We start from the raw sequence: 25,461 nt of genomic DNA, 5'->3' as shown, positions 1-25,461 counted from the left end.
AATGACTATTTCTTGGAGGAGAATAACATGAAGAATGAAAAAACAACTTGCCGTAAGAAGTTGTACAAATCTGGTAAATTATGGGTTGCTGCTGGTATTTTAAGTTTTGGATTAGCAGTACAACAGCAAACGTACGCCGACACAACACATGGTGAATCGGCTGTCCAAGTAGTGGCAACAAACAATGGGACCATTGATACATCTGTTTCAGACACAGGTGCAAAAGATGCTACGATAAGTGATGATAACGTCGCGGTACATGATGATCCAGCATCGAATAGCACGCAAACAGGTAATCAGGATCAAGGGACTAATAATGACGCTGCGGTAGCAGAGCCAGTTAATAATACTCAAACGAATGCTGCCGCACAAGATATGCCTACAGCAGGTAAAAATAATGATGACACACCAGCCAATGTTATCGTACCAAGCACGACAGATACTGCGCAGAATGCTAACAATAATCAACCTAGTGCTGATAAAGATACAAGTGATCAAAATAAAGATGTTAACGCTCAGACTGACGCTAATAAAGATACAAGTAATCAAAGCGATAATGGTAAGGCTGTTAATATACAAACTGATACTAATCAGGACGACAATAATCAAGCTACTCCTGACAAAGATGCAAGCAATCAAACCGACACTGTCAAGGATGGGAATAATCAGGACACGACAGATAAAAGTAGTGTTGACAATAATAATGTAGCTAATACCACAACAACTAGTGATCCGTCGGCCAAAAATGATAAACGTGACACATCGTCTGCACAAACGCAATACAGTTCAAAGAACATTCAAACAGTTAATGGTAAAACGGTCTATATTGACGATAATGGTCAAGTTAAAAAGAATTTCACTGCAATTGTTGATGGTCATGTACTCTATTTTGATAAGGATAACGGCTTCTTAGTACCAACTGACGATTATAAATTTAAACAGGGACTAACAAGTCAAAATGATAATTTTTCACAACATAATGCTGTTCATGACGATACGGCAAACAGTTTTACTGATATTGATGGTTATTTAACTGCAGATAGCTGGTATCGACCAACTGATATACTCGCGGATGGCAAAAATTGGACGCCGTCAACTGACAATGATTTTCGACCACTATTGATGAGTTGGTGGCCAGACAAAGTCACACAAGTTAATTATTTGAACTATATGAAAAATGCTGGTTTGAGTCAACATTCAGTTGATTTTACTGATGAAGATGACCAAAGTGATTTGAACAAAGCAGCACACGATGTTCAAACTAATATTGAACAAAAAATAGGTCAAAATCAACAAACCGATTGGTTAAAGCAGACAATATCTAATTTTGTTGACAGCCAACCAAATTGGAACATCGCTAGTGAGTATCAAACAACCGGTGATGACAAAGATCACTTACAAGGTGGTGCTTTATTATATGTTAATAGTGATAAAACACCAAATGCCAATTCTGATTACCGCCTTTTGAATAGAACGCCAACTAACCAAAAAGGTTATTATTCTTATTCAGAAGATCCAACACAGGGTGGTTATGATTTCTTATTAGCTAATGATGTTGATAATTCTAATCCTGTTGTTCAGGCTGAGCAACTTAACTGGTTGTACTATCTATTAAACTTTGGTTCAATTACAAATCAAGATGCTGATGCGAACTTTGATAGTATTCGTGTGGATGCGGTCGATAATGTGGATGCTGATCTATTACAAATTCAATCTGATTATATGAAAGCGGCCTATGGTGTCGATAAGAATGATGCGACTGCAAATCAACATCTATCCATTTTAGAAGATTGGAGTGATAACGATGCTCAGTATGTCAAAGATCATGGTGATAATCAGTTGTCAATGGATAATAAACTAAGATTATCTTTGAAATATTCTTTGACAATGCCAGTTACTGATCAAGATGGGCATGCGGTCCGTAGTGGATTAGAGCCATTAATAACGAATAGTTTAGTGAATCGTACAGTTGATGATACGGATAATACTGCCAGACCAAACTACTCCTTTGTAAGGGCACATGATAGTGAAGTACAGACGGTTATTGCTGAAATTATTAAACAAAAAATCAATCCTAATTCAGATGGTTTGACACCAACACAAGATGAGTTAACACAAGCATTTAAGATTTATAATGCTGATCAGTTGAAAACGGATAAAGAATTTACACAGTTCAACATTCCAAGCACATATGCTTTGTTGTTGACAAACAAGGATACTGTGCCACGCGTTTACTACGGCGATCTTTTTACTGATGATGGTCAGTACATGGCGAACAAGTCACCTTACTATGACGCTATTAACACGTTGCTGCAATCACGTTTGAAATATGTATCTGGTGGTCAGACGATGGCGATGCACTACGTTGCTGGTGATTCATCGATGGCCGCAAATTCTAATCATGGTGTACTCACATCTGTACGTTATGGTAAAGGCGCTATGGCAGTCACTGATGAAGGTACTAGTGAGACACGCACACAAGGTATCGCAGTTATTGAAGCTAATAATCCTGACCTGAAATTAAGTCAATCAGACAGAGTTATTGTACAAATGGGTGCAGCTCATAAAAATCAAGCTTATCGTCCGATATTATTGACAACAAAAGATGGTATTGTCACTGAAATTAATCAATCAGATACTGATCAATCACGTATTAAGTATACCGATGCTGATGGGCAATTAATTTTTGATGCTTCAGAAATTCAAGGCGTGGCTAATCCACAAGTTTCAGGATACTTAGCGGCTTGGGCACCAGTTGATGCATTGGACACACAGGATGCCCGCACATCTGATAGTGATGTAGCAACAGTGAATAACGGTCAAACTTTACATTCAAACGCGGCTTTAGATTCTCAAGTTATTTATGAAAGTTTTTCTAACTTTCAATCTACCCCAACAAGCGAGGATGAATATACGAATGCAATCATTGCTAAAAATACTCAGTTATATAAGGACTGGGGTATTACTAGTTTTGAATTTGCACCACAGTACCGATCAAGTACAGATGGTAGTTTCTTAGATTCAATTATCCAAAACGGTTATGCATTTACTGACCGCTATGATCTTGGCTTTAACACACCAACAAAGTATGGTACAGTCGATCAATTGCGTGATGCGATTAAGTCGTTGCACGCATCAGGTATTAAAGCAATGGCCGACTGGGTGCCAGATCAAATTTATAACTTAACAGGTCAGCAAGTTGTTACGGCAGAACGTGTCAATAATTCAGGTGTTTATAATGATAATTCAGTGATTAATAAAACACTATATGCTGCTCAAACTGTGGGTGGGGGTGACTATCAGAAACTATATGGTGGCGCATTCCTTGATGCGATCAAAGCAGCATACCCTGATTTGTTTACAACAAATCAAATTTCTACTGGGGTACCAATGGATCCAAGTGAAAAAATTCAAGAATGGTCCGCAAAGTATTTCAATGGTAGTAATATCCAAGGACGAGGTGCTTACTATGTTTTGAAAGATTGGGCAACTAATGACTACTTTAAGGTTGTCTCAGGAGATAAAAGTAATGCTTTTTTGCCAAAACAATTGGTCAATCAAATATCAAATACAGGATTTGTTTCTGATGATAAGGGGATGACTTATTTTTCAACGAGCGGTTATCAAGCGAAAGATACCTTTATTCAAGATGAAAATTCAAATTGGTATTATTTTGATAAGAATGGCTACATGACATATTCTTTCCAGAAAATCAATGGCGCAACCTACTACTTCTTGCCAAACGGTATTGAGTTACAAGATGCTTATTTGACAGATGCTGATGGCGACACTTATTACTTTAACCAACAAGGTAAACAAGCAGTTGGTGATTATTTCATGGATAGTCAGAAGCAATGGCGCTATTTTGACAAACATGGTGCGATGGCAAATAAAGGCCTAACAACGATTAAAATAGACCAACAAACACATGTTCAATATTTCAACAGTGATGGTATTCAAGTCAAGGGGCAACTAGTCACAAGTGCTGATGGTCAATTGCGCTACTTCTCTGCTGATTCTGGTGATATGTTGACTGATCAATTTAAGCAGTTAGAGGATAATTCATGGGCTTACTTTGGTTCAAATGGTGTTGCTGTTAAGGGTCAAAGGACTATTCAAGGACAAAAACTGTATTTCGATGATAACTACCGTCAAGTCAAAGGACATGAATATGTTGACAATCAAGGACGAATCACTTACTATGATGCTGATTCAGGTGAGATGATTGTTAATCGCTTTGAAAAGTTATCTAATGGTGATTGGGCATACTTTGGCGCAAATGGTCGTGCTGTTAAGGGAAGTCAAACAATCAACGGTCAGAAGCTTTATTTCGATGATCATTATAATCAGATTAAAGGGCATGAGTACGTTGATAATCAAGGACGTACAACTTATTATGATGCTGATTCGGGTGAAGTGATTGTTAATCGCTTTGAAAAACTGTCAGATGGTTCATGGTTTTACTTTGGTGCTAATGGCCGCGCTGTTAAGGGTAATCAAACAATTAATGGTCAAAAGTTGTTTTTTGATGACAATTACCACCAAATCAAAGGACAAGCGGTGACGGATAAGCAAGGCAAAACACGTTATTATGACGCAGATTCAGGTGAGATGGTAACAGATCGCTTTGAAAGATTGTCAGATGGTTCATGGCAATATTTCGGTGTTGACGGCGTGATGAAAATGGCTTAACAAATTTCAATTAAAAAGTGTGCTATAGTAACTGCATCAATAGTTGCTATAGCACACTTTTATTATATGGTAGGCAATGATTTGATCATTGCTTCTTAGTTTTTGTCGTTACACCTTGTTGAAAAGTAATCGGTAATACAGTGATTGAATTTTTTTGACTATGCTGTTCTGGGTGGGGGAGTTGCAACAATAGTCTATTCACTGCTTCTGATGAAATCTGTTCAATGGGTTGGCGAATAGCGGAGAGGAAAGTAGGTTGTCTTTGATAGGTACGAGCAGCATCAAAACCAATAATTTGAACATCACCAGGTACGCTAATGTCATACTGAAGTAAAAGATGCCAGAAAGCGTTAGCATATTCATCAGAATCTGAAAAAACGCCATCGTATTTAAAGGCATGATCGATCTTATTTTCTAGAATAAAATCTTTAAAGTCATCGATGAAGTTGGGGATGTCTCGTGTCAAAAATGTATCATAAGTTAGATGATGTTCTAGGCAATAGTCAACAAATCCTTGTTGACGGACGCTCGAAATATCTTTTACGGGTGATTTTGAGACGAAGAGCAGTTGCTTTGCACCACCTTTTTGTAACTTTTGAGCAGCTAAGCGACCACCTTGATAATTGTCTGAGATAATAATCGGAAAATTATCTGATACTTTTTTTTCAATCGAAACCAATGGAATATCAGGTGATACTAGGTCAGCAATGTCGGCATATGACATCGTAATAATACCAGCTACTTTTTGCGTATTGGCCATCTGAATATATTCCAATTCTTCTTTAGGTTCACTATTGGAATTACACAAAATCATTTTATAACCAAATTTTTTGAGTTCTAGCTGGACGTGATAACTGAGTTCGGAAAAAAATGGGGTGTTAACTGTAGGTATGATGAATATCACATAATTTGAACGGCTCGTTTTTAAAGCACGTGCAGTAGCATTCGGCACATAATTGAGTGATTTAATAGCTTTTTCAATTTTGCTTTGTGTATCAGGTCGTGTTTTTCGGCCATTAATATAATTAGAAACAGAACCGCGTGAAACACCCGCTATACGAGCAACATCATTCATATTAGACAATTTAGCACCTGCTTTTATTTTATAAAAAGAACGTCCCAATGAAGGACGTTCTTTTTTGCTTTGTTAAACAGAAAATCTTCCTGATAACATTTTATCAAATAATTCTGATATTTGTTGCTGTTTCATCTTTTCAAGTTGTGAAACTTCTAGCTGATTGAAATCATTGACAAGATAGTAAGCTTCTAAGTATAGCGTCAATTGGCTTTTGATGAATTGTTGATTGTTGATTTCAGGATCTTTTGGCGTTTGTCCAATAATTTTCATGGCAAAGTCATTTGGATTAATATGGAGCTGTTCTTCAGACATGGTGGTTTCCTTTCTATTGATTTTATAGTGCTGAGTTGAGATCTTCTTGATCTTCACGACTATGCTTTAAGGTCAAATCACGGCGCATTAACTTTTCTCGTTCGGGTGTTAAGCGGTAAAGAAGAATAAGGATAAACGAAATAACAAGCGCAATTAGAGGAACCCAGACATAGTTGGCTTCGATACTAAATAGGGCAGAAGCACTTTGAACTTTATTCGGCGCATAGTGACCAGCAGATAGGAGCATACCTGTAATTGCGCCACCAATACCCATACCAAATTTGGCTGTGAAACTAGATGCTGAAGTGACGATACCTTCGGCTCGAACATTATTTTTCCATTCACCATAATCAACAGCATCTGCTAATAGTACGGCGATTAATGCGCCGACAAAGCCATTACCAAAGTTTCCGACAATAGTACCGATAATAACAATTGGAATATTAAGTAATTGTGCACCCAATCCAAGAATAAGTTGACCGCCAATACTAATTCCTAATCCTGTCAACAAAGTTCTCTTTTTGCCAAGTTTAGTGACGACATAAGGTGTGAAAAAGACTGATATCAGTCCGACTGCATTAAAGAATAGGGCTAACGAAACAAGTCCGGGTTTGTCTAGATTGTACTTGAAGAAATAAATTGTCACTTGTCCCTTGGTTTGCATCCCTAACCAATAGATAAAGTTTAAGCCGACAACGATGACCCAAGGCCAGTTATTTTTTAGCGCCTTTAATGATGTTTTGATAGGTAGGGGCTTTTCAGATTGGCGTGTCTTAACATGTTCACGGATGTTTGCAAACACAATTAGATAGATAACAAAGAATACGAGTCCGGCCATAACTGCTAACCAGAAGAAGCCACGCCTAGGGTTATTCGTTCCCCCAAATAATGTTACTAAGGGCAGTGCAATAACTGAAATTAAGGTACCGCCAAAGTTAGAAAATAGTGAGCGAATTGTCGATAGCAGTACACGTTCATCTGGATTAGAGGTCATACTAGGCAAAATAGAGGTGAGCGGAATATTGACTGCGGAATAAAGAACATCGATACCGATATAGGTGACATATGCCCAAACAATTTTCCAATTCATAGGTAGATCAGGTGTTGTAAAGCAGAGAATCGTGAAAATTGTGAAAGGCGCGTTGAACCACAGTAAGTAAGGACGGCTACGTCCCCATTTTGTATGTGTGTGATCAATCATAATGCCCAAAATGGGCCGTCTAATGCATCAATAACACGCGCAACTAACATTAATGTACCGACGGCAGCTGCCGAGATACCAAAAACGTCGGTGTAAAAATACATTAAGTAGGTGCCGATTAAACTAAATGTGAAGCTGCAGGCAAAATCACTCAGACCATAGCTAAAGCGCTCATTCCACGGTAGTTTTCCTGTAACTTGCTGATTTTGAACCACATTATTATTACTTGTCATCATATTAACCTTCTTTTTTTAATATCAATGTGTAATTTTAGTGTTGTAGCGATAAGCTTTGACTTCATATGGGCGTAAGGTATCGCCTTGATCATTTTGATAATTTTGAATCAGTAATTCGTGTTCATCTGGTAACTCGTAATGACGATTAAGCGACTTATCAGTGAAGTTAGCAATGATTAATAAGGTTTGTGAATCATCATAACGGTGATAAGCAAAAACATCAGCGTCATCTTCATTACCTATCACCAGATCAAATTGGCCATCAGTGATGACAGGTAGCGTATGTCGTAAATCAATCAAATGTTTATAAAAATGTAAAACAGAGTTTTTGTCAGATAATGCCGCTTCAGCGTTGATTTGTTGATAATTAAGATTAACCTCAAGCCAAGGCTCATGTTCACTAAATCCTGCGTTATGCTGATTATTCCACTGCATTGGCGTCCGGGAATTATCTCTTGAACGTGCCCTGAGATAATTTAACATGGTTTCTGGTTCAACGAGGTGCGTCTTATTGACGGCATCTTCATAAATATTTAGTGTTTCTAAATCACGATATTGTGACAATGTTTGATAGTTCGCATTGGTCATGCCCAATTCCTCACCTTGAAAAATGTAAGGGGTGCCTTGCATGAAATGTAGAACAGCCGCTAGCATTTTGGCAGACAATACTCTGAATTCTGCTGAATCATTGCCAAATCGAGACACGGTACGAGGTTGATCATGGTTATTCCAATACAGACTGTTCCATGCTTTACCTGCGAGACTCTTCTGCCATTTTACTAAATTTGCACGCAGATCAGGTAAGGTGACACGGCGATCGGACCACTTACCAAGTGCTGGATTTGTATTACCATCCAAGCTCACATGTTCAAATTGGAAGACCATATTTAATTCACTATCGTCAACGTTGGCATACTTCTGTGCCTCTTCAGTAGTGACACCAGCTGTCTCACCCACAGTAATCCAGTCATGTTTGGATAGCACTTTTTTATTCATTTCTTGGAGATATTCATGAACATGTGAGCCGTTGGCGACCATTGCACCGGAATCGCCGTAAACTTGATCGTCTACTAATGGTGCATCAGGTAAGCCTTCTGGTTTGGAAAGTAGGGAGATAACATCCATTCGAAAACCATCAATACCCTTGGTAGCCCACCAATTCATCATATCAAAAATATTATTTCTGACGTCTGGATTTTCCCAATTTAAGTCTGGTTGTTCTTTTGCGAATAAATGTAAGTAGTATTGACCAGATTGTTCATCATAAGTCCATGCTGGTCCTGAGAAAAATGATCCCCAATTATTTGGTTCATGTCCGTCAACAGGATCACGCCAAATGTAATAATCACGATACTGATTATCTGGTTCTGAACTGGCTAAACTTTTTTTAAACCAGTCATGTTCAAACGAACTATGATTCACGACAAGATCCATCATGATTTTTAAATGGCGCGCATGCGCCTTGGCAAGTAATTCCTCAAAATCTGACATGTTACCAAAGGTGGGATTGATATCTTGATAATCTGAAATATCATAGCCACCATCAATATCTGGTGTTTTATAAATTGGGTTAAGCCAAATGACATCAACACCAAGTTGCGCAATATAATCTAGTCGATTAATAATACCGCGTATATCCCCAATACCATCGTTGTCGCTATCTTGAAAGCTTTTCGGGTAAACTTGATAGACAACAGCGTTTTGCCACCATTTTTGTTTAGACATATTAGACCTCTCTTCTTGTACTTGGAACGTTCCATTTATCTGTTCAGCTATAGTATAAACCCAAAGAATGATATATGCAAGCGCTTACAATTTGAAATATTAAGTCATCGGTTAACGGTCATCATGCGAGATAATAAAAATAATTTTATTGACTAGAAAGTACATTGCTGTTAGTATTTAAACTGTTAAACAATAATCTTCGGGGCAGGGCGTAATTCCCGACCGACGGTGATGGTATGTGTATCATGTACCTTAGTCCGTGAACGAGACATTTTGAATGTCTTGTTGACACAGTGAAATTCTGTGACCGACAGTTAAAGTCTGGATGGGAGAAGATTTAGAATCGTTTTGATGCTTTTTATGTATCAAACTTTTTTGAATTGACCTAAACTATCATAACCCGATGTGTATTCATGACACATCGGGTTTTTTGTTCTAACAATTCAGGAGGTGAAAGATGAATGATTTAACATTTATGGCTTTAGCTGCTCAAGAAGCAACTAAAGCAGTTGCTTACAAGACTTTTGAGAATCCACGTGTTGGTGCAATTATCGTCCAGAATAATCAAATTATCGCGACGGGTTACCATGATGTATTTGGTCAAGCACATGCTGAAATTAACGCGTTTAATCATTTGAAAGATAAAAATCAAATAATTGGTGCAACGATGTATGTTACGTTGGAGCCTTGTTCATCATCTGGTAAAGTCGGTTCATGTGCCAAGGCAATGTCAACATGGGGCCTCAGACGAGTCGTTATTGGCAGTATTGATCCAAATCCTACAACGAATGGTCAGGGTGTTGCTTTGTTAAAAGCTTCAGGTGTTGAAGTGGCCGTTTTGCATACAAATCACAGCGCATGTCTTAATCCAGAATTTTACTATTATTTTCAATCAAAAAAACCTTATGTCCAGTTGAAATTAGTTGTATCAAAAGATGGTTTTGTGTCATCGGGTCATCACAAACGTACAAAATTAACTGACGATCGTGCCGATATAGATGTTCATCAAGAGCGCGCGAAAAGAAGTGCTATTATGATTGGCAGTGAGACTTTTTTGGTTGATAAACCGCAACTGACGATTAGATTAGTTGATAGTGGTCATCAGCAGCCCATGCGCGTTGTTATTGATCGACGTGGTCGGTTACAAAACAATCATTTTGATTTTTCTAATCGTTGGATTATTTATACTGAGAATATGGCATTTGCTAATCAAAGCCACAACGTTTATCTGATGACTCATGGTTTGGCGGGCGTGTTGCGACATTTGGCCCAACAAAATATTCAATCTGTCATGATTGAGGGCGGTCCGAAACTCATGAACGCATTCATAGCAGAAAATCTGTGGCAAGAAAAGTTGATTTATGAAACAGATGTGACATTAGGTAGCGGTGTACCAGGCGTGATATGCAAGCAAATGCCTGAATCAGAAACACGCGTTGGTAATGCAGTGAAGAGACGTTATATCAATGATTAAGGAGGCGTAAGTATGTTTACTGGTATAACACAAAACATTGGTCAATTAGAAAATATGATGTTAATCAATGACAAAAACATGCGGTTGCGAATTTCAACCGAAACAAATTATTTTAGTGATAGCGCATTGGGCGCTAGCATCATGGTAGACGGCGTTTGTCTGACGATGATTGCATCTGAACAAAATTATGCTGATTTTGATATTATGATGCCCACATTTGAAACAACGATTGTTCAAAATTATCGTGTCGGACAACGCGTTAATCTTGAAAAGGCTATTTTGGCATCAGAACGCTTTGATGGTCATTTTGTTTTAGGACACGTTGACACTACTGCACAAGTGATTAACAGATGGCAGATAGATGAGACAGTCATGCTTACTTTTAAAGTAGGGCACAATCAAAGCATGCGGCAAATTGTTGCCAAAGGATCGATCACTATATCGGGTGTTAGTTTAACTGTCGTGAAAACGTTAAATGATACTTTTCAAATTGGTTTAATTCCCTATACATTAACACATACAAACCTAGACTCACTTGAAGTAAATGATCGAGTGAATATTGAAACGGATATTTTAGCAAAATACTTAAATCAGGAGGATTAGTATGTTAACTAGCTTTGAAAAAGTAAACTTAGCAGTCGAGTCGCTCAAAAAAGGGCAATTAATCATCTTAACAGATGATCAAAATCGTGAACATGAAGGCGATCTTGTTGGCTTGGCCTCATTTGCAAGTGGTGAAACAATTAATCGCGCGCTATCAATAGGACGTGGCGTTTTGGCCGTTCCGATGACAAAGGATCGTGCGCAACAACTTAATTTGAGACAAATGACAACAGAAAATTCTGAAAAATTCCAAACAAAATTTACTGTCAGTGCCGATCATATCGATAGCACAACAGGCGTGTCAGCCTATGAACGTGCGCATACGATCAAACAGCTCGCTAACCTAAGTAGTCGGGCAAGTGATTTTGAAACGCCAGGGCATGTTTTTCCTTTAGTTGCTGAAGATCATGGTGTTTTGTCAAGACAAGGCCATACGGAGGGAGCGGTCGATTTGGCTAAGATTGCCGGTGTACCGCCAGTGGCTTATATTATTGAAATTTTGGCAGCAGACGGCACCATGGCTCGTGAAGATGCTTTGAATCAGTTAGCTGACACCTATCATTTAGTCCAATTATCAATCCGAGATTTGATTGCCTATCGAGAAGCGCATCAAGCGTTTTCCATTAAGCAACAAGCAACTGTTCATTTGCCGACAGCGCATGGTGATTTTAATTTAACAGCTTATGACACCAAGAACGATCAACCTGATTTATTGATTAGTAGTCAAATAGTTGCTAAAGACGTTCCGTTGGTACGCTTGCAATCAGAATGTTTGACCGGAGAAGTTTTTGGATCGTTACGTTGTGAATGTGGCCCACAATTAGATGCAGCTCTGGATATGATTAATCATGAAGGTGGTGCAGTGGTCTATCTTCGCCAAGAAGGTCGTGGCATTGGTATCCATGAGAAACTTAAGAGTTATATTCTACAAGAAAACCATTATGATACCTTTGATGCCAATATCGCTTTAGGACATGAACCGGATGAACGTGATTACAAGCAAGCGGCTGAGATTTTAAAATTAGCGGGATTAACTCGAATTAAGCTACTGACCAATAACCCCAATAAAATGCAATCGTTGAGTGATTATGGTATTGAAGTTGTCGCACAAGTTCCTTTAATTACAGGTATTAATACCATCAATAAAAATTATATGACCACTAAAAAAGAAAAATTCAATCACATGTTGTGATGTTTAGGAGAAAAAATTAATGATATATAAAGGTAAGTTGGTACATCACGAAACACGGCGTATCGCCATTGTGGCTAGTCGTTTCAATACATTGATCGTTGAGCAATTGATCAAAGGCGCAGAGGAAGCGTTAGACATGCATGGTGTTGCATCAGAATCGATTGACATTATCTGGGTGCCAGGTGCACTGGAGATACCCTTAGCAGCAAACAAATTGGTTCAAACAAATCAGTATGATGGCATTGTGACGTTAGGTGCAGTAATTAAGGGGGATACGGATCACTATGATCTTGTTATCAACGGTGCTTCAAATGGTATTGCTCAAGTTGGCTTAAATTCAAATGTCCCAATTGTTTTTGGTGTGTTAACAACTGATACTTTGGAACAAGCACAACATCGATCAGGCGCTAAAGCTGGTAACAAGGGATCAGAAGTAGCGATTAGTTTGTTGGAATTGTTGTCAGTATATGACCAAATCGATTCTGAAGAATAAATTAGATAGTAAAACAAACGGCAAATGATAGATATCATTTGCCGTTTGTTTTAGAGGGGATAGTGGTTGATTATGATTTTTAAATGTTTCAACAAATATTGTTTATCCAGTTAACCATCATTTCATTCTTTGGTACGTGAATATTGCGAGAGAATAGTAATCAACATCTTCTCTTCGGAGGTTAGAATGTGATTTTTTCTAAATGCAATACTACCTATGAATGTAGGCTGATTCTCGTTTGTTAATGGTAAGGTAACGATGTCTGCTGTTGTCGGCTTAACGATGTCAGCCAACAAGGCGATACCTAAATTTTCTGAAACCATATTCATCAAAAAATTGATATCTGAAGTTTTCATAAAAAATTTTGGCCTGATGTTTCCTGCATTGGCAAAATAAGCTATCGCTTGATTATGAATAAAGCTCGAATCTAGCGCGACAAAGTGTTCTGATTTTAGATCAGCAAAGGATAGACTTTTCCTTTTTGAAAGGGGATTTTTATTTGAAACGTAAATTTTAAAATTAGCTTGTACAAAAGGTTCCTGCAGTAATTCATCGGTGACGTCACTATTTAGTGACCCTAATAATGCAATGTCAACCTCGCCATCTATCAAAGACTTTTTCAACACATTAGATCCAGCTTCATAAATGTGCATATTTTTAATATTAAAACGTTTGTCAAATTCTTTACTAGCTACTGCAATCTTTGCAAAATATGCACTTTTTAACATTGGTGGTAAACCAATTGTTGTAATATGTGATTTCAAGTGATTCAATTCGTGTAAAGCATTATCTAATTCCGTCGTAATGGAGCTGGTATGCTTATATAATTGTTCACCTGCGGGCGTAAATTTTAGTTCAGTTTGTGAATTCCCCCTGATAACTAGCTTGCTTTTAAAATACGTTTCCAATCGTTTTAATGCTGTACTAATTGATGGTTGGCTAACGCCAAAAGTTTGAGCTACTTTGGTAAAACTTTTTTTCGTATATAATTCATTAAAGTATGTAAAATCTTCTGTCTTCATTAAAAGCCCCTTAATATCAATGTTAATCATGATGTATATAAAATAAATTTATAGTAAATGCCTAGTTTGACTATAAAACAAATGACCGCGTATAGTCAAATATGTTGTCAATTAAAATATAAATTTCTTGGAGGAAATAACATGACTACAACAGGATATAACATTTTGCGTAATCCATTTTTAAATAAGGGCACGGCTTTTTCTACAGCCGAACGTGAACAATTTGGTTTAACTGGTACATTGCCAAGTCAAGTGCAAACGATTGAAGAACAAGCGGATCAAGCTTACAAACAATTTCAGGCGAAAAGTCCTTTACTTGAAAAAAGAATATTTCTTATGAACTTATTTAATGAGAATGTGACATTGTTCTATCATTTAATGGATCAGCATGTTTCAGAATTCATGCCAATTGTTTATGATCCTGTTGTTGCAGAGTCTATTGAACAATATAATGAAATTTACACTAACCCTCAAAATGCTGCATTTTTGTCAGTCGATCATCCAGAAAATATTGAAAACACTTTGAAAAATGCTGCTGATGGTAGAGATATTAAGTTAGTGGTTGTGACTGATGCTGAAGGCATATTAGGCATGGGGGATTGGGGCGTTAATGGTGTTGATATTGCTGTTGGTAAATTGATGGTTTATACAGCTGCCGCTGGAATTGACCCAGCGACAGTATTACCAGTAAGCATTGATGCAGGTACTAATAACAAAACATTATTGGAAAATCCTTTGTATTTAGGAAACAAGCATGAACGTATTGCTGGTCAAAAGTATCTTGAATTTATTGATAAGTTTGTGGCTGCTGAACAAAAATTGTTCCCAGAATCATTACTGCATTGGGAAGATTTTGGCCGTTCAAATGCACAAGTCATTTTAGATAAATATAAAGACAGTATTGCCACATTTAATGATGATATTCAAGGAACCGGAATGATTGTTTTAGCAGGCATATTCGGCGCATTAAATATATCAAAAGAAAAATTAGTTGACCAAAAATTTGTCACATTCGGTGCCGGCACGGCTGGTATGGGAATTGTTAATCAAATTTTTTCAGAATTAAAACAAGCTGGACTATCCGATGCTGAAGCTCGCAGTCATTTCTATCTTGTTGATAAACAGGGATTGTTATTTGATGATACTGAAGATTTAACTGAAGCGCAAAAGTCGTTCACGCGTTCTCGGGAAGAATTTGTTAATTCAGAACAATTAGATAATTTGCAAGCGGTGGTAGATGAAATACATCCAACTGTTTTAATCGGTACGTCAACACAGCCAGGAACATTCACAGAAACCATTGTAAAATCGATGGCACAAAATACAAAACGTCCAATTATTTTTCCTTTGTCAAATCCGACAAAGTTAGCTGAAGCAACTGCAGAAAACTTAATCAAATGGACTGATGGCAAGGCTTTGATAGCAACTGGCATTCCTGCAGATAATGTTACCTACAAAGGCGTGACATATAAAATTGGACAAGGAAATAATGCGTTAATTTATCCTGGATTAGGTTTTGGTCTTGTTGCCTCAACGGCCAAGTTGTTGACACAAGAAACCATATCTGCAGCAATCCATGCACTAGGTGGTCTAGTTGACGTTAATGAACCAGGTGCAGCTGTATTACCTCCCGTTTCAAATCTAACTGAATTCTCACAAAAAATAGCTGAAATTACAGCGCAAAGTGTTGTAAAACAAGGGCTTAATCGCGAAAAAATTGATGATCCAAAGCAGGCTGTTCAAGATGCTAAATGGTCTGCGGAATACTAATTAGGACATAGATGAAATGACAAAAATAAAAATTAGTGGTGTTAGTTTGCCATTGTATATCCTGATGGTGATCATATTAGCCATTACGATTGCACTCAATAAATTGCCACTTAATATGCTCGGTTTGACATTGTTGTTAGTTTTGCTTGGTCATCTTTTTTACTACATTGGCAATATCTTACCTGTGTTTAAATCCTATCTTGGCGGTGGATCTGTTTTTACCATTTTCGCTTCGGCTGCATTGGCAACAAGTGGCATTATACCTGCGAATGTCGTAAATGCTACTAAAACATTTTTAAATGACCAAGGGTTATTAGACTTTTATATTGCTGCATTAATCGTTGGGGCCATTCTGGGAATGAATCGTAATTTATTGCTTAAAGCGGCTGTCAGATTTATCCCAGTATCTTTAGCAGCCATGATTATAGGATTTTTTGCTGTTGGTTTGGTTGGCATGTTACTGGGAATTGGTTTTGGACATTCAGTGATGTTTGTTTCTATGCCAATGATGGCAGGTGGTATAGGTGCTGGAGCTGTGCCACTGTCGCACATTTACGCTCAAGGTTTGGGTGTGAGTTCCGGATCAATGTTTTCTCAATTAATACCTGCCGTTACCTTGGGGAATGTTCTAGCTGTTATAGGTGCAGCATTAATCGCAAAAGTTGGCGCAAATACAAAGTATGATGGTCATGGTGTCTTATTGCCAATCAATGAAGATGAAAAAAGCAAACCAATAAAGAATCTGGATGTTACGCGTATTGGGGTTGGCATGATGTTAGCCTTTTCATTCTTCTTGGTTGGCACTATTTTAAATAGCTTTATTCCTAAAATTCATGCATATGCTTTCATTATTATTTTGGTTATTATTGTTAAGGCATTTAACTTGATTCCGACTCAGCTTGAGGAGTCAGTAGTCATGTTCAACAAAATTATCATGGGCAACTTGACACATGCAGTATTAGCCGGCATAGGGTTGGCATTGATTGATTTGCATGTATTAGAACAATCATTGACCTGGAAATTTGTTCTTTTAACGTTAACCAGTGTTGTTGTAATGGGTATTGCAAGCGCCCTGATTGGAAAACTGTTTGGCCTATATCCTGTCGAATCTGCGATTGCTGCAGGAATGGCGGACAATAGTATGGGCGGCACAGGTAATGTGGCGGTACTATCTGCTTCAAACCGAATGGATATGATTGCTTTCGCTCAAATGGGAAATCGAATGGGCGGTGCAATCGTTCTGATTTTGGGAGGCGTGCTCATTCATTTCTTGCATTAAATTAACATGATTGAAGATGATATAAACTAGGTTGTTTTTTAGTAAGAGAACGACGACTGGAGCCGTAATAAAAAAATACGACTCCTTTTTTATAAAATTAATTTTTTGTTCGCTTGTTTATTCGAACACACGTTCGTATAATTAAAGAATAAACAGTTTTTTTGGAGGTTGTTGTTCTAAAAAGCAAAACATAAAGTAATTCTCAAGTATTAACACGTGATAGCGCGGAGTAAATTTTCGATCTCATCCAAAAAATGCGAATGAAGCGTTAATACCAACATTTAAAAAAGGAGACTTATAATGATAATTGATGAACATAGACAATGGTTAATCGACTTTTATAAAGAACGTGAATGGTATCAATACTCACCCTTTATCCGTCTAAATTTTCTGATGGAAGAAGTAGGCGAGTTGGCGCAAACGGTTAGAACTATTGAATTGGGACGTGATCATCCTGGCGAGGCATCGCAGAAACCCTCAACGCTTAGTGACCACTTAAAAGAAGAATTGGCTGACGTTTTAGATCAAGTTTTGATTTTGAGTGATAAATATAATCTAGATGTTTCAGACCTAATGATGCAGAGCGAAAATAAACTTAAAAAACGTTTTAATAACTAATGATACCAATAACATTTAAGGTATATTGAGTGACTCGGTTGAGAATGCTTGCTATGGCTTAAAAAGTATATGTGTGTTCCAGCGTTAATATATTTTCAACATAAATTAGTTGTATATCCTATTATGAAATAGAATATTACTGTTTGAGGGCTTGATATAAAAGCATTTCTACTCTTAAAGTAGGATGCTTTTTTTTATTAATTAAGTGATGTTACAAATTTGTTTCTCTTATTGAAAAGAACTTGTAATTGTAATTTTTCAAACATAATATATCAAATTTAATAGGAGAACGTTTAATGTCTTTGGGAGATTATTTAATTCAAAAAAGGTTACAAAATAAGTTAACTCAAGATGAGGCTGCCATCTTAATGCACATTACACCCAATCGTTTGTCTAGAATTGAACGGAACATTGGTCGTGTATATGCTGACGAAATTGCGGCACTAGCGCGTGTATTAGAAGTTCCGGAAGTCGAATTACTAAACGAGGTTGATAGGTATCGCAATTTTAAATTATCTATGAAAAATGAGATTAATATAAGCCCCGAAGGGAAATAGCGTTATGCCACGAATTAGTAGACAACAAGTTGACACCAGTGAACGATTTTACATGATGCCAAAAGGTTTGTTTGAGAATGATGTTTATCATGACATGAAACCAGAATCAAAATTAGCCTATGCAATTTTAAAAGATCGGTTCAAGCTATCACTTGAGAATAATTGGGTAGATAAACAAGGTAACGTTTATTTGTATTATCCCAATATCAAATTAGGTGAAAAGCTAGGTGTTGGTAAAGATAAAGTGATTCGAATTAAGAAAGAATTACAAAAATTTGGTCTTTTAGAAGAAGAACGCCAAGGATTTAATAAACCAAATCGACTCTATATTTGCAACTTAGAACTCAAAAATGTTGATCAAATACCTGCTAAACCCAGTGATGACAAGGAAGTCTTAAATTGCGACTTCCGGTATTCTCAAAATACGACTTCCGGTATTCTCAATTTGAGAACTCAAGAAGTCTCAAAATGCGACTCTAATGATACTGAGTTGAATGAGACTGATTTAAGTGAAATTGAAAATATTAAAGATTTGGATGATGAGGAGAATTACAATATAAATGCTGAAAATTCAAATACAAAAAATTCATCTAGTGATTCATTAATCGCAATGGGAGAACTCTTAGCTGCTAATCAAGATGTCAGATCATTAGTTCATGTTTTAATTCCTGACCTGCTTTTGGATGACCCAGAACAAGCTAGTGTGGTAGTCAATGCATTAGTCCATGCTAAAACTTACTTGCTAGACGAGCTTCACAATGGGAATACTATCTTAGCTGTAAAGGAATTAACTTACGGCGAAGATAGTATCATCACCATAATTAAACAGGCCGCTGAGGAACAATTAGCATACATGAGTGATCACTTAACTAATTACCAAAAGTTTGGTTCGTATTTTTCAAAAGGATTAGATGATCGTGTCCATATCGCCATTACAACGAGACAATCTGTGTCAAGATTGTCAATCTGAATGTGAGAGGGTAGAGCAATGATGGCAAATCAATATAACATTTTTATTGCAGTAGATTTTTTCAACGCTGATATATTATTCGTTGCCAATTCATCTGGTGAGCTGAGTCAACAGATTATCACAGCGATTGAGAAACATGAATTGGCAAGTGAGGGTGCAGTGAGATTATATCGCACTTCCAATCAATCATTCAAAATCATACAACGATTGATGTCACACTACCAACTCCCATTTCATGAAGCGGCCAGACCTAAAGGAGCAAATTATGAAAATCAAACAATTGACACTGCTGGATGAACAAAGTTTAAATGAAATTCAACAAAACAAATACGTTGTCATTCAAGTGCACGCACTTAAAAGTAACGCAGTGGAAGCTGTGATTAGACAGGCCTTTGTTTGGTTACCACCAAAAGAAATGAAGGTCAAAGGTGAGCTGTTTGATGATTTTTTAGGGAATCACTATGTTGGTTGTAAAATTTTAAAAAAGAAGCCTTGTAGCGAGTCCGGTAATCAAATTCCTGTCTTCAAGTTAAACACAACGATTCAAGATTATTTATTAAAACAACTCAAACCAGTCATAGAGACGTTGGATCAAAAAAGGAGAAATTATTATGCAAATTAACCACCATGTTGGCCGGTTGGTCCGTCATGTTACCTTCACTGTTCGAGGTGAAAACCAAACTAAAATTGTTTATTTTAAACTCGCAATCAATGATTTAAAAGATGGTAAAGCAACATACATTGATTATGTTGCGTTTAACAAAACGGCCGACCTAATCCACGATTATGTGACGGAAGTTGGACAAGTTGTTGAAGTGCAATTTGTCATGAGAAATCACAATTACACTGATAAAACGACGGGTGAAAAAATTTACACCATCCAAAACCAAGTGACTCAGTTTCGTATCTATAACCCTGCATCAGATACAAAAAAACAAGATAGTGCAACGTTAGAAACGCCTCAAAATAATAACAACATTTCTGACAAAGACTTACCACCATATCCTGATTTTGACAGTGATGATTTCAATTTTGTAGCGGGGTAAACAAATGAGTGCAATGATAACATTAGCGAATAAAATCAAGTCTTTATTGGCACATTTCGGAAATTTCAGTGACTGGTTTTTAGAACATCAGCGCCGAAATTTAATTGGCATATTTAGCCTATTTATCTTGATTGCCTTTAGTACAACAGTACTAGTTACTGTCACACCACGGCCGTCTAATCTGCCTAGTACAGAATTAAACACACCAATTTCGTTTGGTACTTTAAACAAAACGGCAAGCCTCACAAAAAGTGTTTTTAACAAAAATAATGGTGTGCTTGAATTGCATTATACAATCTCAGATGGTGCCGTTTCTGATCAAGATTTAGTGGATATTAGTAAGATAAAGTTCACGGCAACGACAGATCATGGTGGTAATCAAGTGACTGGTCGTGTGGTACCGACTTCTAATAATACAGTCGTGGTGCAATTCAAAAACTTGAGTCATAAATTTAATGCTGTGACATTAACAGCACAAGATAAAAGTATTAACACTGCCGCAGTTGAAGCGCCAAGTAGCGTTAGTTCCGATACTTCGAGCAATAAGAAAACGAAGTCATCAAATCACGATGCAAGCGGTAAATTTATTATTAATCGTGACAAAGTTTCCAAGTCTAACACACTGACATTTGTTACTCAAAAAGAACTTGAAATCAGTGAAGGTGATGTCAAGATTACAGCACAACAGAAGTTGATTAGCAAGAATACAAAAGCGATTGTGGCATATCAAAAGGCTATTGATCAACAAGAATCAGCCATCAAAAATTATCAAAAAATGTTAACCCAATCTGATAATTCAGATACCCAGACAAGCATTGATAATGCACGCGATGCGATTACTCAAATACGAACACAAATTAGTAATGCACAATCAAATATTCAACATGCTAAGGCAAATATCAATGAGACACAGAAGAGCAAAACACAGGTTCAAGAAGGCAAATCTTTGTTACCAAGACCAACCGATTTATAAATTAAAATAATTTGTTAGTTTCCCTAATGGGCTATTTTTTTTTAACGATAAAGGGTTTAAAAAAGGTTTAACAGTGGTTTAAAAAGGGTTTAACCTCACTTGAAATGTCCCAGCACTTGAAATGCCCGCACGGCGGGAGTTAGGCACATCGTGCCGACATTTCCCCTTAACCTGTTACCTATCTACTAAGATTTAATGGAGGTTCACAATGGCATTAGTTAGAAAAGAAGTCCGTGGTCTTGAAAAAGATGATTTATTCATCATTGATCAACGTGCAAAAGAAGAAGGAACGTCAACAAACGAATTATTGCGTATCGTCATTACAGATTACGCAAAAAGAATCAAGGAAGATAACGCAACAAACATATTGCACAGCTACCTGGACGATTTGATTATGTCAAACAACAATGTGATACATGGTTTGAACGAAAATACAATCGCTATTGGTGAAATGTTTAAAACAATTCTTGCACGACTTGAAATGTATTTCCCAGACTTAAATGATGAGGTAGAACGAATTCAAAAAAACGCTCGCCCTCAGGAAAAAAAATTACCAAAGTCAATTGACTTGAATGATTTTGAATAAATAAATTTGTGAATACTTAGAAAGGAAATATGAGATGAAGATTATTCAAATTGTACTGACAATTTGGTCAGGCTTATTACTTTTATGTTTTTACGTTCTTATCCCTTTAAAAGAAAGTTTGATTAATAATATCTTTGGTACGATTATATATATATTAACGGCGGCTGGTTTAATTATCTGGGTTATTAATGACAGGAATAAACAAGTAGATGAGGATCTTAAAAAAATATTAATTGTCCTGTACTCCGCATTATTTATGGTTATCGTGACATTTTTAATCTACTTATTTGTCCTAGGGGACCCGCCTTCAAATTTTAAACATATGGTTGATTTTATTTATAAATAAAAAAAGAGAAGAGTATCAAATGAAAAATTATAAACGTGGTAGATTTGCTAGAAGAATATTATTAGTACTTATTGTGTTGATAGGAATTGCATATTTAAACCGTGTCACTATTTTACAAAAAATTGTTTCAATTGGTGCGCAGTCACAAGTTGTCAATCTCGAAAAACAAAGTAGTACACCAACGCAAACTGATGAACTTGCGAGTTTAAATTATAGTGGACAAACAGTTGTTGAAATCAATAATAATCAACCTATTTTCAACAAAAAAGAATTACAGTTTCAACAAGACGGATGGCAAAAATTATCGTCACTTGATTGGCTTGGCAGACCACAAGTTGCTAATGCACTACTGAATCAAAAATTAATGCCGCCTTCGCAAAAATATAAAGCCCGTGAGCGATTAACAATCAAAACACCAGGCTATCATGCCATTAAAACAGGGACTAATAATACGGACTGGTTATATAATCGTAGCCACCTGATTGGTTATCAATTTACTGGATTAAACAACGAAGGTCGAAATCTAATTACAGGGACACGACAATTGAATGCTGATAGTCGCGTGAATGCAAAAAGTATGGTGACCTATGAAACAGAAGTTGCCGATTATTTGCATCAATCAACAGATCACTATGTTCGATACCAAGTGACACCAGTATACAAAAATGTTGAATTAGTACCTCGTGGCGTTCACATGATGGCACAGTCAAATGATGGTACTTTGAAATTTAATATCTATGTTTTTAACGTTCAAGATGGTTGGCAGATAAACTACTTAAACGGCAAAGCTAAGAGGAGCGAATAAGTGAAAGATTCAATAGAATTCAAGACTGAACAAATGAAAGCACTCATCAAAAGAAGAAATAGCCTATCGAAAAAATATGAAAACACTGTACCTACTGAAATTCCTTTAGAGGTTAAATCAGAACTAGACTTTATTGATAAGTTGTTACAAGAATTTGACATAGATCAATCAATTTATGATGCGAAACCAAAAATGATTGGTATCAAAAATTCCAGAGATGAAGAATGGTATTTTCAACAAATGGTGCATTGGGTTAACAGACACCCAAGTGCGTTAAACGTTAAATTTAGTCGAAGTAGTATTTACAAATTCGTTTTGCATTTCTTCGTAGAAAATATTGCGCTCAATTCGAGCAATGCAAGTCTAAGTATTTCAGAACTGGCCCAGAAGGTTAATGGTGTCAGCTCAAAAAAAGATGATTTAAAATTAATAACACAAATATCAAATATAGAAAATCTACTAGGATTCCTTTTGACAATGCAGCAACGACAACTAGAATATATTCCAGAGGTCATTGATCCACAAAATGGTTTTGTAAAATATGCCATCAACCCAATCAATCAAACAGAATTCCAGCAATTCGGTGCACCAACAGAAATCAATTCTAATAATGAGTTAGGACAAGCATATGCAGAATATAAAAAAATTCGTGGGCGAGACAAACAATTAATTAAAAAATACCATCAAACTGGAGGGCAGATTTATGACGACTGATGACCACACAAAAACAAATTTATCCAAATATTTAAAACAAATTGATGAATTTAATTGGCATCATCCTACAAAAGTTCACGAAATGGCAGATAGCCAATCGGAACGTGATCAAACAAATTACTATCTATCACAACTATGCCATGTGCTGCTTAATAATTATCAACAATCACATAATGAAGTTGGTAAGATGCTCAACCTATCAACCAAACGAGTCATCCGTTTGGTTAGCGCCTATTCTCAAGATTTCACATCTTTACAAGACATTATGGAGGAATTGGGAAATGGCGAAAACTGGTAAGATTGCAGCTTTTGCACTAGGTGAAAAAAATACGGCAATGGTCAATCTACCCGCACAATTTGTCACCTCAAGTTCGGCGAGTGCGAAAGGACAAGCCTATTCCAATCTTGTTGATTATGCCAATAATTCCGAGAAAACAAGTGATTTAAATAATGCTTCAATAACTGATTTAATTGCATTGAAAGAACAGTTTAACAAACGCGGATACGCTAATCGAAGCACGTCGGTGACAGAGACGCATCCTATATTTGGCGAAGAAAAACTCAATTACGATAACCACGATATTTCACAACTGAGAAAACAACTAGATGAAGCGCAAGCCAATGGCAACAATATTCATGAATTAGCGTTTTCAATTAGGGGTGATTGGTTAGTAGAAAATAACCTGTATGATCCCGAAACGCAAGTGATTGACCAGAATAAGTTAAAACACGCGGAACAAGAAGTGGCTAAAACTTTAATCAATAAAGGGTTTAATTTATCTTTAGGTGAAAATGAAAAAGATGTTGTGTGGTTTGGTGTGATACATCAAGACACTGATCACTTAAATATGCACTTGTGGTTTGCAAAGAAAACCGCTGAAACTAGACCTGAAATGATTAAATCAGAAGGTCCATACAAGGGACAACCAATTGGAGTGATACCGTTAGCAGTCATTGAACAAGCCAAAAGACAATTTCGTAAGCAACAGATGGGTTCACAGGAATTAATGAGGCACGAAGAAGTTTTGCGGGAAGTGGGGGCATTAAAAAAAGAGATAGTTGAAAGTGCCCCTGAAAACTTATTGACGGCTAAATATTCTCAGGATATCAAAAATATTTATAGTGCGTTGCCTCAGGACATGAAGGGGCGTTGGCAAGTTGGAAATACGACACTTAACTCAAGGAAAGGTGGCAGGATGGCTCATGCCAATCAATTGACTAATGAGTTACTTGACACAATATTCTCAAAAGAATTGAAGACAGAGTATAGTGGTTTTAAAAGTTTAACAAAACAATATGATGAAATAAACACTAAAGATAAAGGAGTCATGCACAAAGGTCAACGCAAATGGTCAGAGAATAAGGATGATGAATTACGTAAGCGTTTGGCTAATCAACTTTACCGGCATTTAGGGCAAATTGAAGATAATTCAATTAATGATATTGACCGACAAATGACAGAATTGTTGACTCATGTCAAAAAGCGTAACAGAGGTATTATTGATATGAAACCAGAAATTGCCTCTAACCCTCAGGAAAAAAATATCCCCAATCAGCCCTTGAACAAGGAACCTAAGCCAAGTTTAAACAAAATTGATAACCAAATACCAGTTCGTGGCAGCTCATTTAATAAGATAAATCGCCTTTGGCGGCAAGACATTCGTGCGGAAACTAATGCAGAACGCCAATTCTTAAGAAATCAAAAGAAGGTTGAACAAGAAAAGATTCAAGAAGAATATGAAGATCAACTATCAAGAGGAATGTAAGGA

At 36.8% G+C, this 25,461-nt stretch carries 23 protein-coding genes, 1 pseudogene and 1 riboswitch; of the genes and pseudogenes, 19 read left to right on the top strand and 5 right to left on the bottom strand.

What is annotated here, in order from left to right; genetic code table 11:
- The first annotated feature begins 27 nt into the window (after nucleotides 1–27).
- Complete coding sequence (locus JOD28_RS05445; RefSeq protein WP_204769824.1) at nucleotides 28–4,692, top strand: glycoside hydrolase family 70 protein; 4,665 nt, start codon at nucleotides 28–30, stop codon at nucleotides 4,690–4,692.
- A gap of 85 nt (nucleotides 4,693–4,777) precedes the next feature.
- Here JOD28_RS05445 and JOD28_RS05440 read toward each other — a convergent pair whose 3' ends face one another.
- From JOD28_RS05440 to JOD28_RS05425, 4 genes and pseudogenes are all read right to left on the bottom strand, one after another.
- Nucleotides 4,778–5,767, bottom strand: a complete 990-nt coding sequence (locus JOD28_RS05440; RefSeq protein WP_204769899.1) for a LacI family DNA-binding transcriptional regulator — start codon at nucleotides 5,765–5,767, stop codon at nucleotides 4,778–4,780.
- 72 nt (nucleotides 5,768–5,839) lie between these two features.
- Entirely contained in the window at nucleotides 5,840–6,082 is a 243-nt protein-coding gene (locus tag JOD28_RS05435; protein WP_204769823.1) for a hypothetical protein, read from the bottom strand.
- Between the two features lie 22 nt (nucleotides 6,083–6,104).
- Nucleotides 6,105–7,519 (bottom strand): annotated as a pseudogene (locus JOD28_RS05430) (glycoside-pentoside-hexuronide (GPH):cation symporter).
- A 21-nt stretch (nucleotides 7,520–7,540) separates the two neighbouring features.
- Nucleotides 7,541–9,244, bottom strand: a complete 1,704-nt coding sequence (locus JOD28_RS05425) for an alpha-glucosidase (protein WP_204769822.1) — start codon at nucleotides 9,242–9,244, stop codon at nucleotides 7,541–7,543.
- A 191-nt stretch (nucleotides 9,245–9,435) separates the two neighbouring features.
- Nucleotides 9,436–9,585, top strand: a riboswitch (FMN riboswitch).
- Between the two features lie 116 nt (nucleotides 9,586–9,701).
- Between JOD28_RS05425 and ribD the strand changes: the two genes are divergently transcribed.
- Genes ribD through ribH form a run of 4 tightly spaced genes read left to right on the top strand, consistent with a single transcriptional unit; the run spans nucleotide 9,702 to nucleotide 13,006 of the window.
- Nucleotides 9,702–10,718 carry a bifunctional diaminohydroxyphosphoribosylaminopyrimidine deaminase/5-amino-6-(5-phosphoribosylamino)uracil reductase RibD gene (gene ribD, locus JOD28_RS05420; RefSeq protein WP_204769821.1) on the top strand — a complete coding sequence of 339 codons (1,017 nt, stop codon included), beginning with the start codon at nucleotides 9,702–9,704 and terminating at the stop codon, nucleotides 10,716–10,718.
- 12 nt (nucleotides 10,719–10,730) lie between these two features.
- Nucleotides 10,731–11,321, top strand: coding sequence for a riboflavin synthase (locus tag JOD28_RS05415; RefSeq protein ID WP_204769820.1), 591 nt, complete (start codon nucleotides 10,731–10,733; stop codon nucleotides 11,319–11,321).
- Nucleotide 11,322: 1 nt separating this feature from the next.
- Nucleotides 11,323–12,513, top strand: coding sequence for a GTP cyclohydrolase II (gene ribA / locus JOD28_RS05410; protein ID WP_204769819.1), 1,191 nt, complete (start codon nucleotides 11,323–11,325; stop codon nucleotides 12,511–12,513).
- A 19-nt stretch (nucleotides 12,514–12,532) separates the two neighbouring features.
- On the top strand, nucleotides 12,533–13,006 hold the full coding sequence (gene ribH / locus JOD28_RS05405) for a 6,7-dimethyl-8-ribityllumazine synthase (RefSeq protein ID WP_204769818.1): 474 nt from the start codon (nucleotides 12,533–12,535) through the stop codon (nucleotides 13,004–13,006).
- A gap of 122 nt (nucleotides 13,007–13,128) precedes the next feature.
- Here ribH and JOD28_RS05400 read toward each other — a convergent pair whose 3' ends face one another.
- A complete protein-coding gene (locus JOD28_RS05400) occupies nucleotides 13,129–14,028 on the bottom strand; it encodes a LysR family transcriptional regulator (RefSeq protein WP_204769817.1) in 900 nt (299 codons plus the stop codon).
- Between the two features lie 141 nt (nucleotides 14,029–14,169).
- Between JOD28_RS05400 and JOD28_RS05395 the strand changes: the two genes are divergently transcribed.
- The 14 genes from JOD28_RS05395 to mobP2 all read left to right on the top strand — a co-directional run bounded on the left by JOD28_RS05395 (nucleotide 14,170) and on the right by mobP2 (nucleotide 25,458).
- Entirely contained in the window at nucleotides 14,170–15,798 is a 1,629-nt protein-coding gene (locus JOD28_RS05395) for a malolactic enzyme (protein ID WP_204769816.1), read from the top strand.
- A 16-nt stretch (nucleotides 15,799–15,814) separates the two neighbouring features.
- Nucleotides 15,815–17,077, top strand: coding sequence for a 2-hydroxycarboxylate transporter family protein (locus JOD28_RS05390; RefSeq protein ID WP_204769815.1), 1,263 nt, complete (start codon nucleotides 15,815–15,817; stop codon nucleotides 17,075–17,077).
- A gap of 300 nt (nucleotides 17,078–17,377) precedes the next feature.
- On the top strand, nucleotides 17,378–17,695 hold the full coding sequence (locus tag JOD28_RS05385; RefSeq protein WP_204769814.1) for a MazG nucleotide pyrophosphohydrolase domain-containing protein: 318 nt from the start codon (nucleotides 17,378–17,380) through the stop codon (nucleotides 17,693–17,695).
- Between the two features lie 296 nt (nucleotides 17,696–17,991).
- Nucleotides 17,992–18,252: a helix-turn-helix domain-containing protein gene (locus JOD28_RS05380; RefSeq protein ID WP_204769813.1), complete on the top strand. Its 261-nt coding sequence runs from the start codon at nucleotides 17,992–17,994 to the stop codon at nucleotides 18,250–18,252.
- A 4-nt stretch (nucleotides 18,253–18,256) separates the two neighbouring features.
- On the top strand, nucleotides 18,257–19,222 hold the full coding sequence (locus JOD28_RS05375; RefSeq protein ID WP_089896152.1) for a replication initiator protein A: 966 nt from the start codon (nucleotides 18,257–18,259) through the stop codon (nucleotides 19,220–19,222).
- Nucleotides 19,223–19,240: 18 nt separating this feature from the next.
- Nucleotides 19,241–19,519, top strand: coding sequence for a hypothetical protein (locus JOD28_RS05370; RefSeq protein ID WP_224132441.1), 279 nt, complete (start codon nucleotides 19,241–19,243; stop codon nucleotides 19,517–19,519).
- Complete coding sequence (locus JOD28_RS05365; RefSeq protein ID WP_089896154.1) at nucleotides 19,488–19,844, top strand: hypothetical protein; 357 nt, start codon at nucleotides 19,488–19,490, stop codon at nucleotides 19,842–19,844. The genes JOD28_RS05370 and JOD28_RS05365 overlap by 32 nt, the downstream gene beginning before the upstream one ends.
- The gene (locus JOD28_RS05360; RefSeq protein WP_089896156.1) at nucleotides 19,834–20,268 is read left to right on the top strand and encodes a single-stranded DNA-binding protein; all 435 of its coding nucleotides are present in this window, start codon (nucleotides 19,834–19,836) and stop codon (nucleotides 20,266–20,268) included. The genes JOD28_RS05365 and JOD28_RS05360 overlap by 11 nt, the downstream gene beginning before the upstream one ends.
- Nucleotides 20,269–20,272: 4 nt before the next feature.
- Nucleotides 20,273–21,241 carry a hypothetical protein gene (locus tag JOD28_RS05355; protein WP_089896158.1) on the top strand — a complete coding sequence of 323 codons (969 nt, stop codon included), beginning with the start codon at nucleotides 20,273–20,275 and terminating at the stop codon, nucleotides 21,239–21,241.
- 208 nt (nucleotides 21,242–21,449) lie between these two features.
- Nucleotides 21,450–21,827, top strand: coding sequence for a hypothetical protein (locus tag JOD28_RS05350; RefSeq protein WP_089896160.1), 378 nt, complete (start codon nucleotides 21,450–21,452; stop codon nucleotides 21,825–21,827).
- Between the two features lie 365 nt (nucleotides 21,828–22,192).
- On the top strand, nucleotides 22,193–22,978 hold the full coding sequence (locus tag JOD28_RS05345; protein ID WP_089896173.1) for a DNA/RNA non-specific endonuclease: 786 nt from the start codon (nucleotides 22,193–22,195) through the stop codon (nucleotides 22,976–22,978).
- Nucleotides 22,979–23,692 carry a hypothetical protein gene (locus tag JOD28_RS05340; RefSeq protein ID WP_089896165.1) on the top strand — a complete coding sequence of 238 codons (714 nt, stop codon included), beginning with the start codon at nucleotides 22,979–22,981 and terminating at the stop codon, nucleotides 23,690–23,692. It abuts the gene before it with no gap.
- Nucleotides 23,682–23,990: a hypothetical protein gene (locus tag JOD28_RS05335; RefSeq protein WP_089896168.1), complete on the top strand. Its 309-nt coding sequence runs from the start codon at nucleotides 23,682–23,684 to the stop codon at nucleotides 23,988–23,990. Before JOD28_RS05340 ends, JOD28_RS05335 begins: the two co-directional genes overlap by 11 nt.
- Complete coding sequence (gene mobP2, locus JOD28_RS05330; protein ID WP_143471123.1) at nucleotides 23,974–25,458, top strand: MobP2 family relaxase; 1,485 nt, start codon at nucleotides 23,974–23,976, stop codon at nucleotides 25,456–25,458. Before JOD28_RS05335 ends, mobP2 begins: the two co-directional genes overlap by 17 nt.
- Nucleotides 25,459–25,461 lie beyond the last annotated feature (3 nt).

Origin of the sequence: Leuconostoc rapi (genome assembly GCF_016908715.1) — a bacterium.
Classification (GTDB): domain Bacteria; phylum Bacillota; class Bacilli; order Lactobacillales; family Lactobacillaceae; genus Leuconostoc; species Leuconostoc rapi.
Note: the sequence above shows the minus strand (reverse complement) of the source record. Positions and strands in the feature narration are given on the sequence as shown.

Coding starts and splice junctions, on each gene's coding strand:
- JOD28_RS05445 (WP_204769824.1), top strand. CDS start 28: ATGAAGAATGAAAAAACAACTTGCCGTAAGAAGTTGTACAAATCTGGT.
- JOD28_RS05440 (WP_204769899.1), bottom strand. CDS start 5,767: ATGAATGATGTTGCTCGTATAGCGGGTGTTTCACGCGGTTCTGTTTCT.
- JOD28_RS05435 (WP_204769823.1), bottom strand. CDS start 6,082: ATGTCTGAAGAACAGCTCCATATTAATCCAAATGACTTTGCCATGAAA.
- JOD28_RS05425 (WP_204769822.1), bottom strand. CDS start 9,244: ATGTCTAAACAAAAATGGTGGCAAAACGCTGTTGTCTATCAAGTTTAC.
- ribD (WP_204769821.1), top strand. CDS start 9,702: ATGAATGATTTAACATTTATGGCTTTAGCTGCTCAAGAAGCAACTAAA.
- JOD28_RS05415 (WP_204769820.1), top strand. CDS start 10,731: ATGTTTACTGGTATAACACAAAACATTGGTCAATTAGAAAATATGATG.
- ribA (WP_204769819.1), top strand. CDS start 11,323: ATGTTAACTAGCTTTGAAAAAGTAAACTTAGCAGTCGAGTCGCTCAAA.
- ribH (WP_204769818.1), top strand. CDS start 12,533: ATGATATATAAAGGTAAGTTGGTACATCACGAAACACGGCGTATCGCC.
- JOD28_RS05400 (WP_204769817.1), bottom strand. CDS start 14,028: ATGAAGACAGAAGATTTTACATACTTTAATGAATTATATACGAAAAAA.
- JOD28_RS05395 (WP_204769816.1), top strand. CDS start 14,170: ATGACTACAACAGGATATAACATTTTGCGTAATCCATTTTTAAATAAG.
- JOD28_RS05390 (WP_204769815.1), top strand. CDS start 15,815: ATGACAAAAATAAAAATTAGTGGTGTTAGTTTGCCATTGTATATCCTG.
- JOD28_RS05385 (WP_204769814.1), top strand. CDS start 17,378: ATGATAATTGATGAACATAGACAATGGTTAATCGACTTTTATAAAGAA.
- JOD28_RS05380 (WP_204769813.1), top strand. CDS start 17,992: ATGTCTTTGGGAGATTATTTAATTCAAAAAAGGTTACAAAATAAGTTA.
- JOD28_RS05375 (WP_089896152.1), top strand. CDS start 18,257: ATGCCACGAATTAGTAGACAACAAGTTGACACCAGTGAACGATTTTAC.
- JOD28_RS05370 (WP_224132441.1), top strand. CDS start 19,241: ATGATGGCAAATCAATATAACATTTTTATTGCAGTAGATTTTTTCAAC.
- JOD28_RS05365 (WP_089896154.1), top strand. CDS start 19,488: ATGAAAATCAAACAATTGACACTGCTGGATGAACAAAGTTTAAATGAA.
- JOD28_RS05360 (WP_089896156.1), top strand. CDS start 19,834: ATGCAAATTAACCACCATGTTGGCCGGTTGGTCCGTCATGTTACCTTC.
- JOD28_RS05355 (WP_089896158.1), top strand. CDS start 20,273: ATGAGTGCAATGATAACATTAGCGAATAAAATCAAGTCTTTATTGGCA.
- JOD28_RS05350 (WP_089896160.1), top strand. CDS start 21,450: ATGGCATTAGTTAGAAAAGAAGTCCGTGGTCTTGAAAAAGATGATTTA.
- JOD28_RS05345 (WP_089896173.1), top strand. CDS start 22,193: ATGAAAAATTATAAACGTGGTAGATTTGCTAGAAGAATATTATTAGTA.
- JOD28_RS05335 (WP_089896168.1), top strand. CDS start 23,682: ATGACGACTGATGACCACACAAAAACAAATTTATCCAAATATTTAAAA.
- mobP2 (WP_143471123.1), top strand. CDS start 23,974: ATGGCGAAAACTGGTAAGATTGCAGCTTTTGCACTAGGTGAAAAAAAT.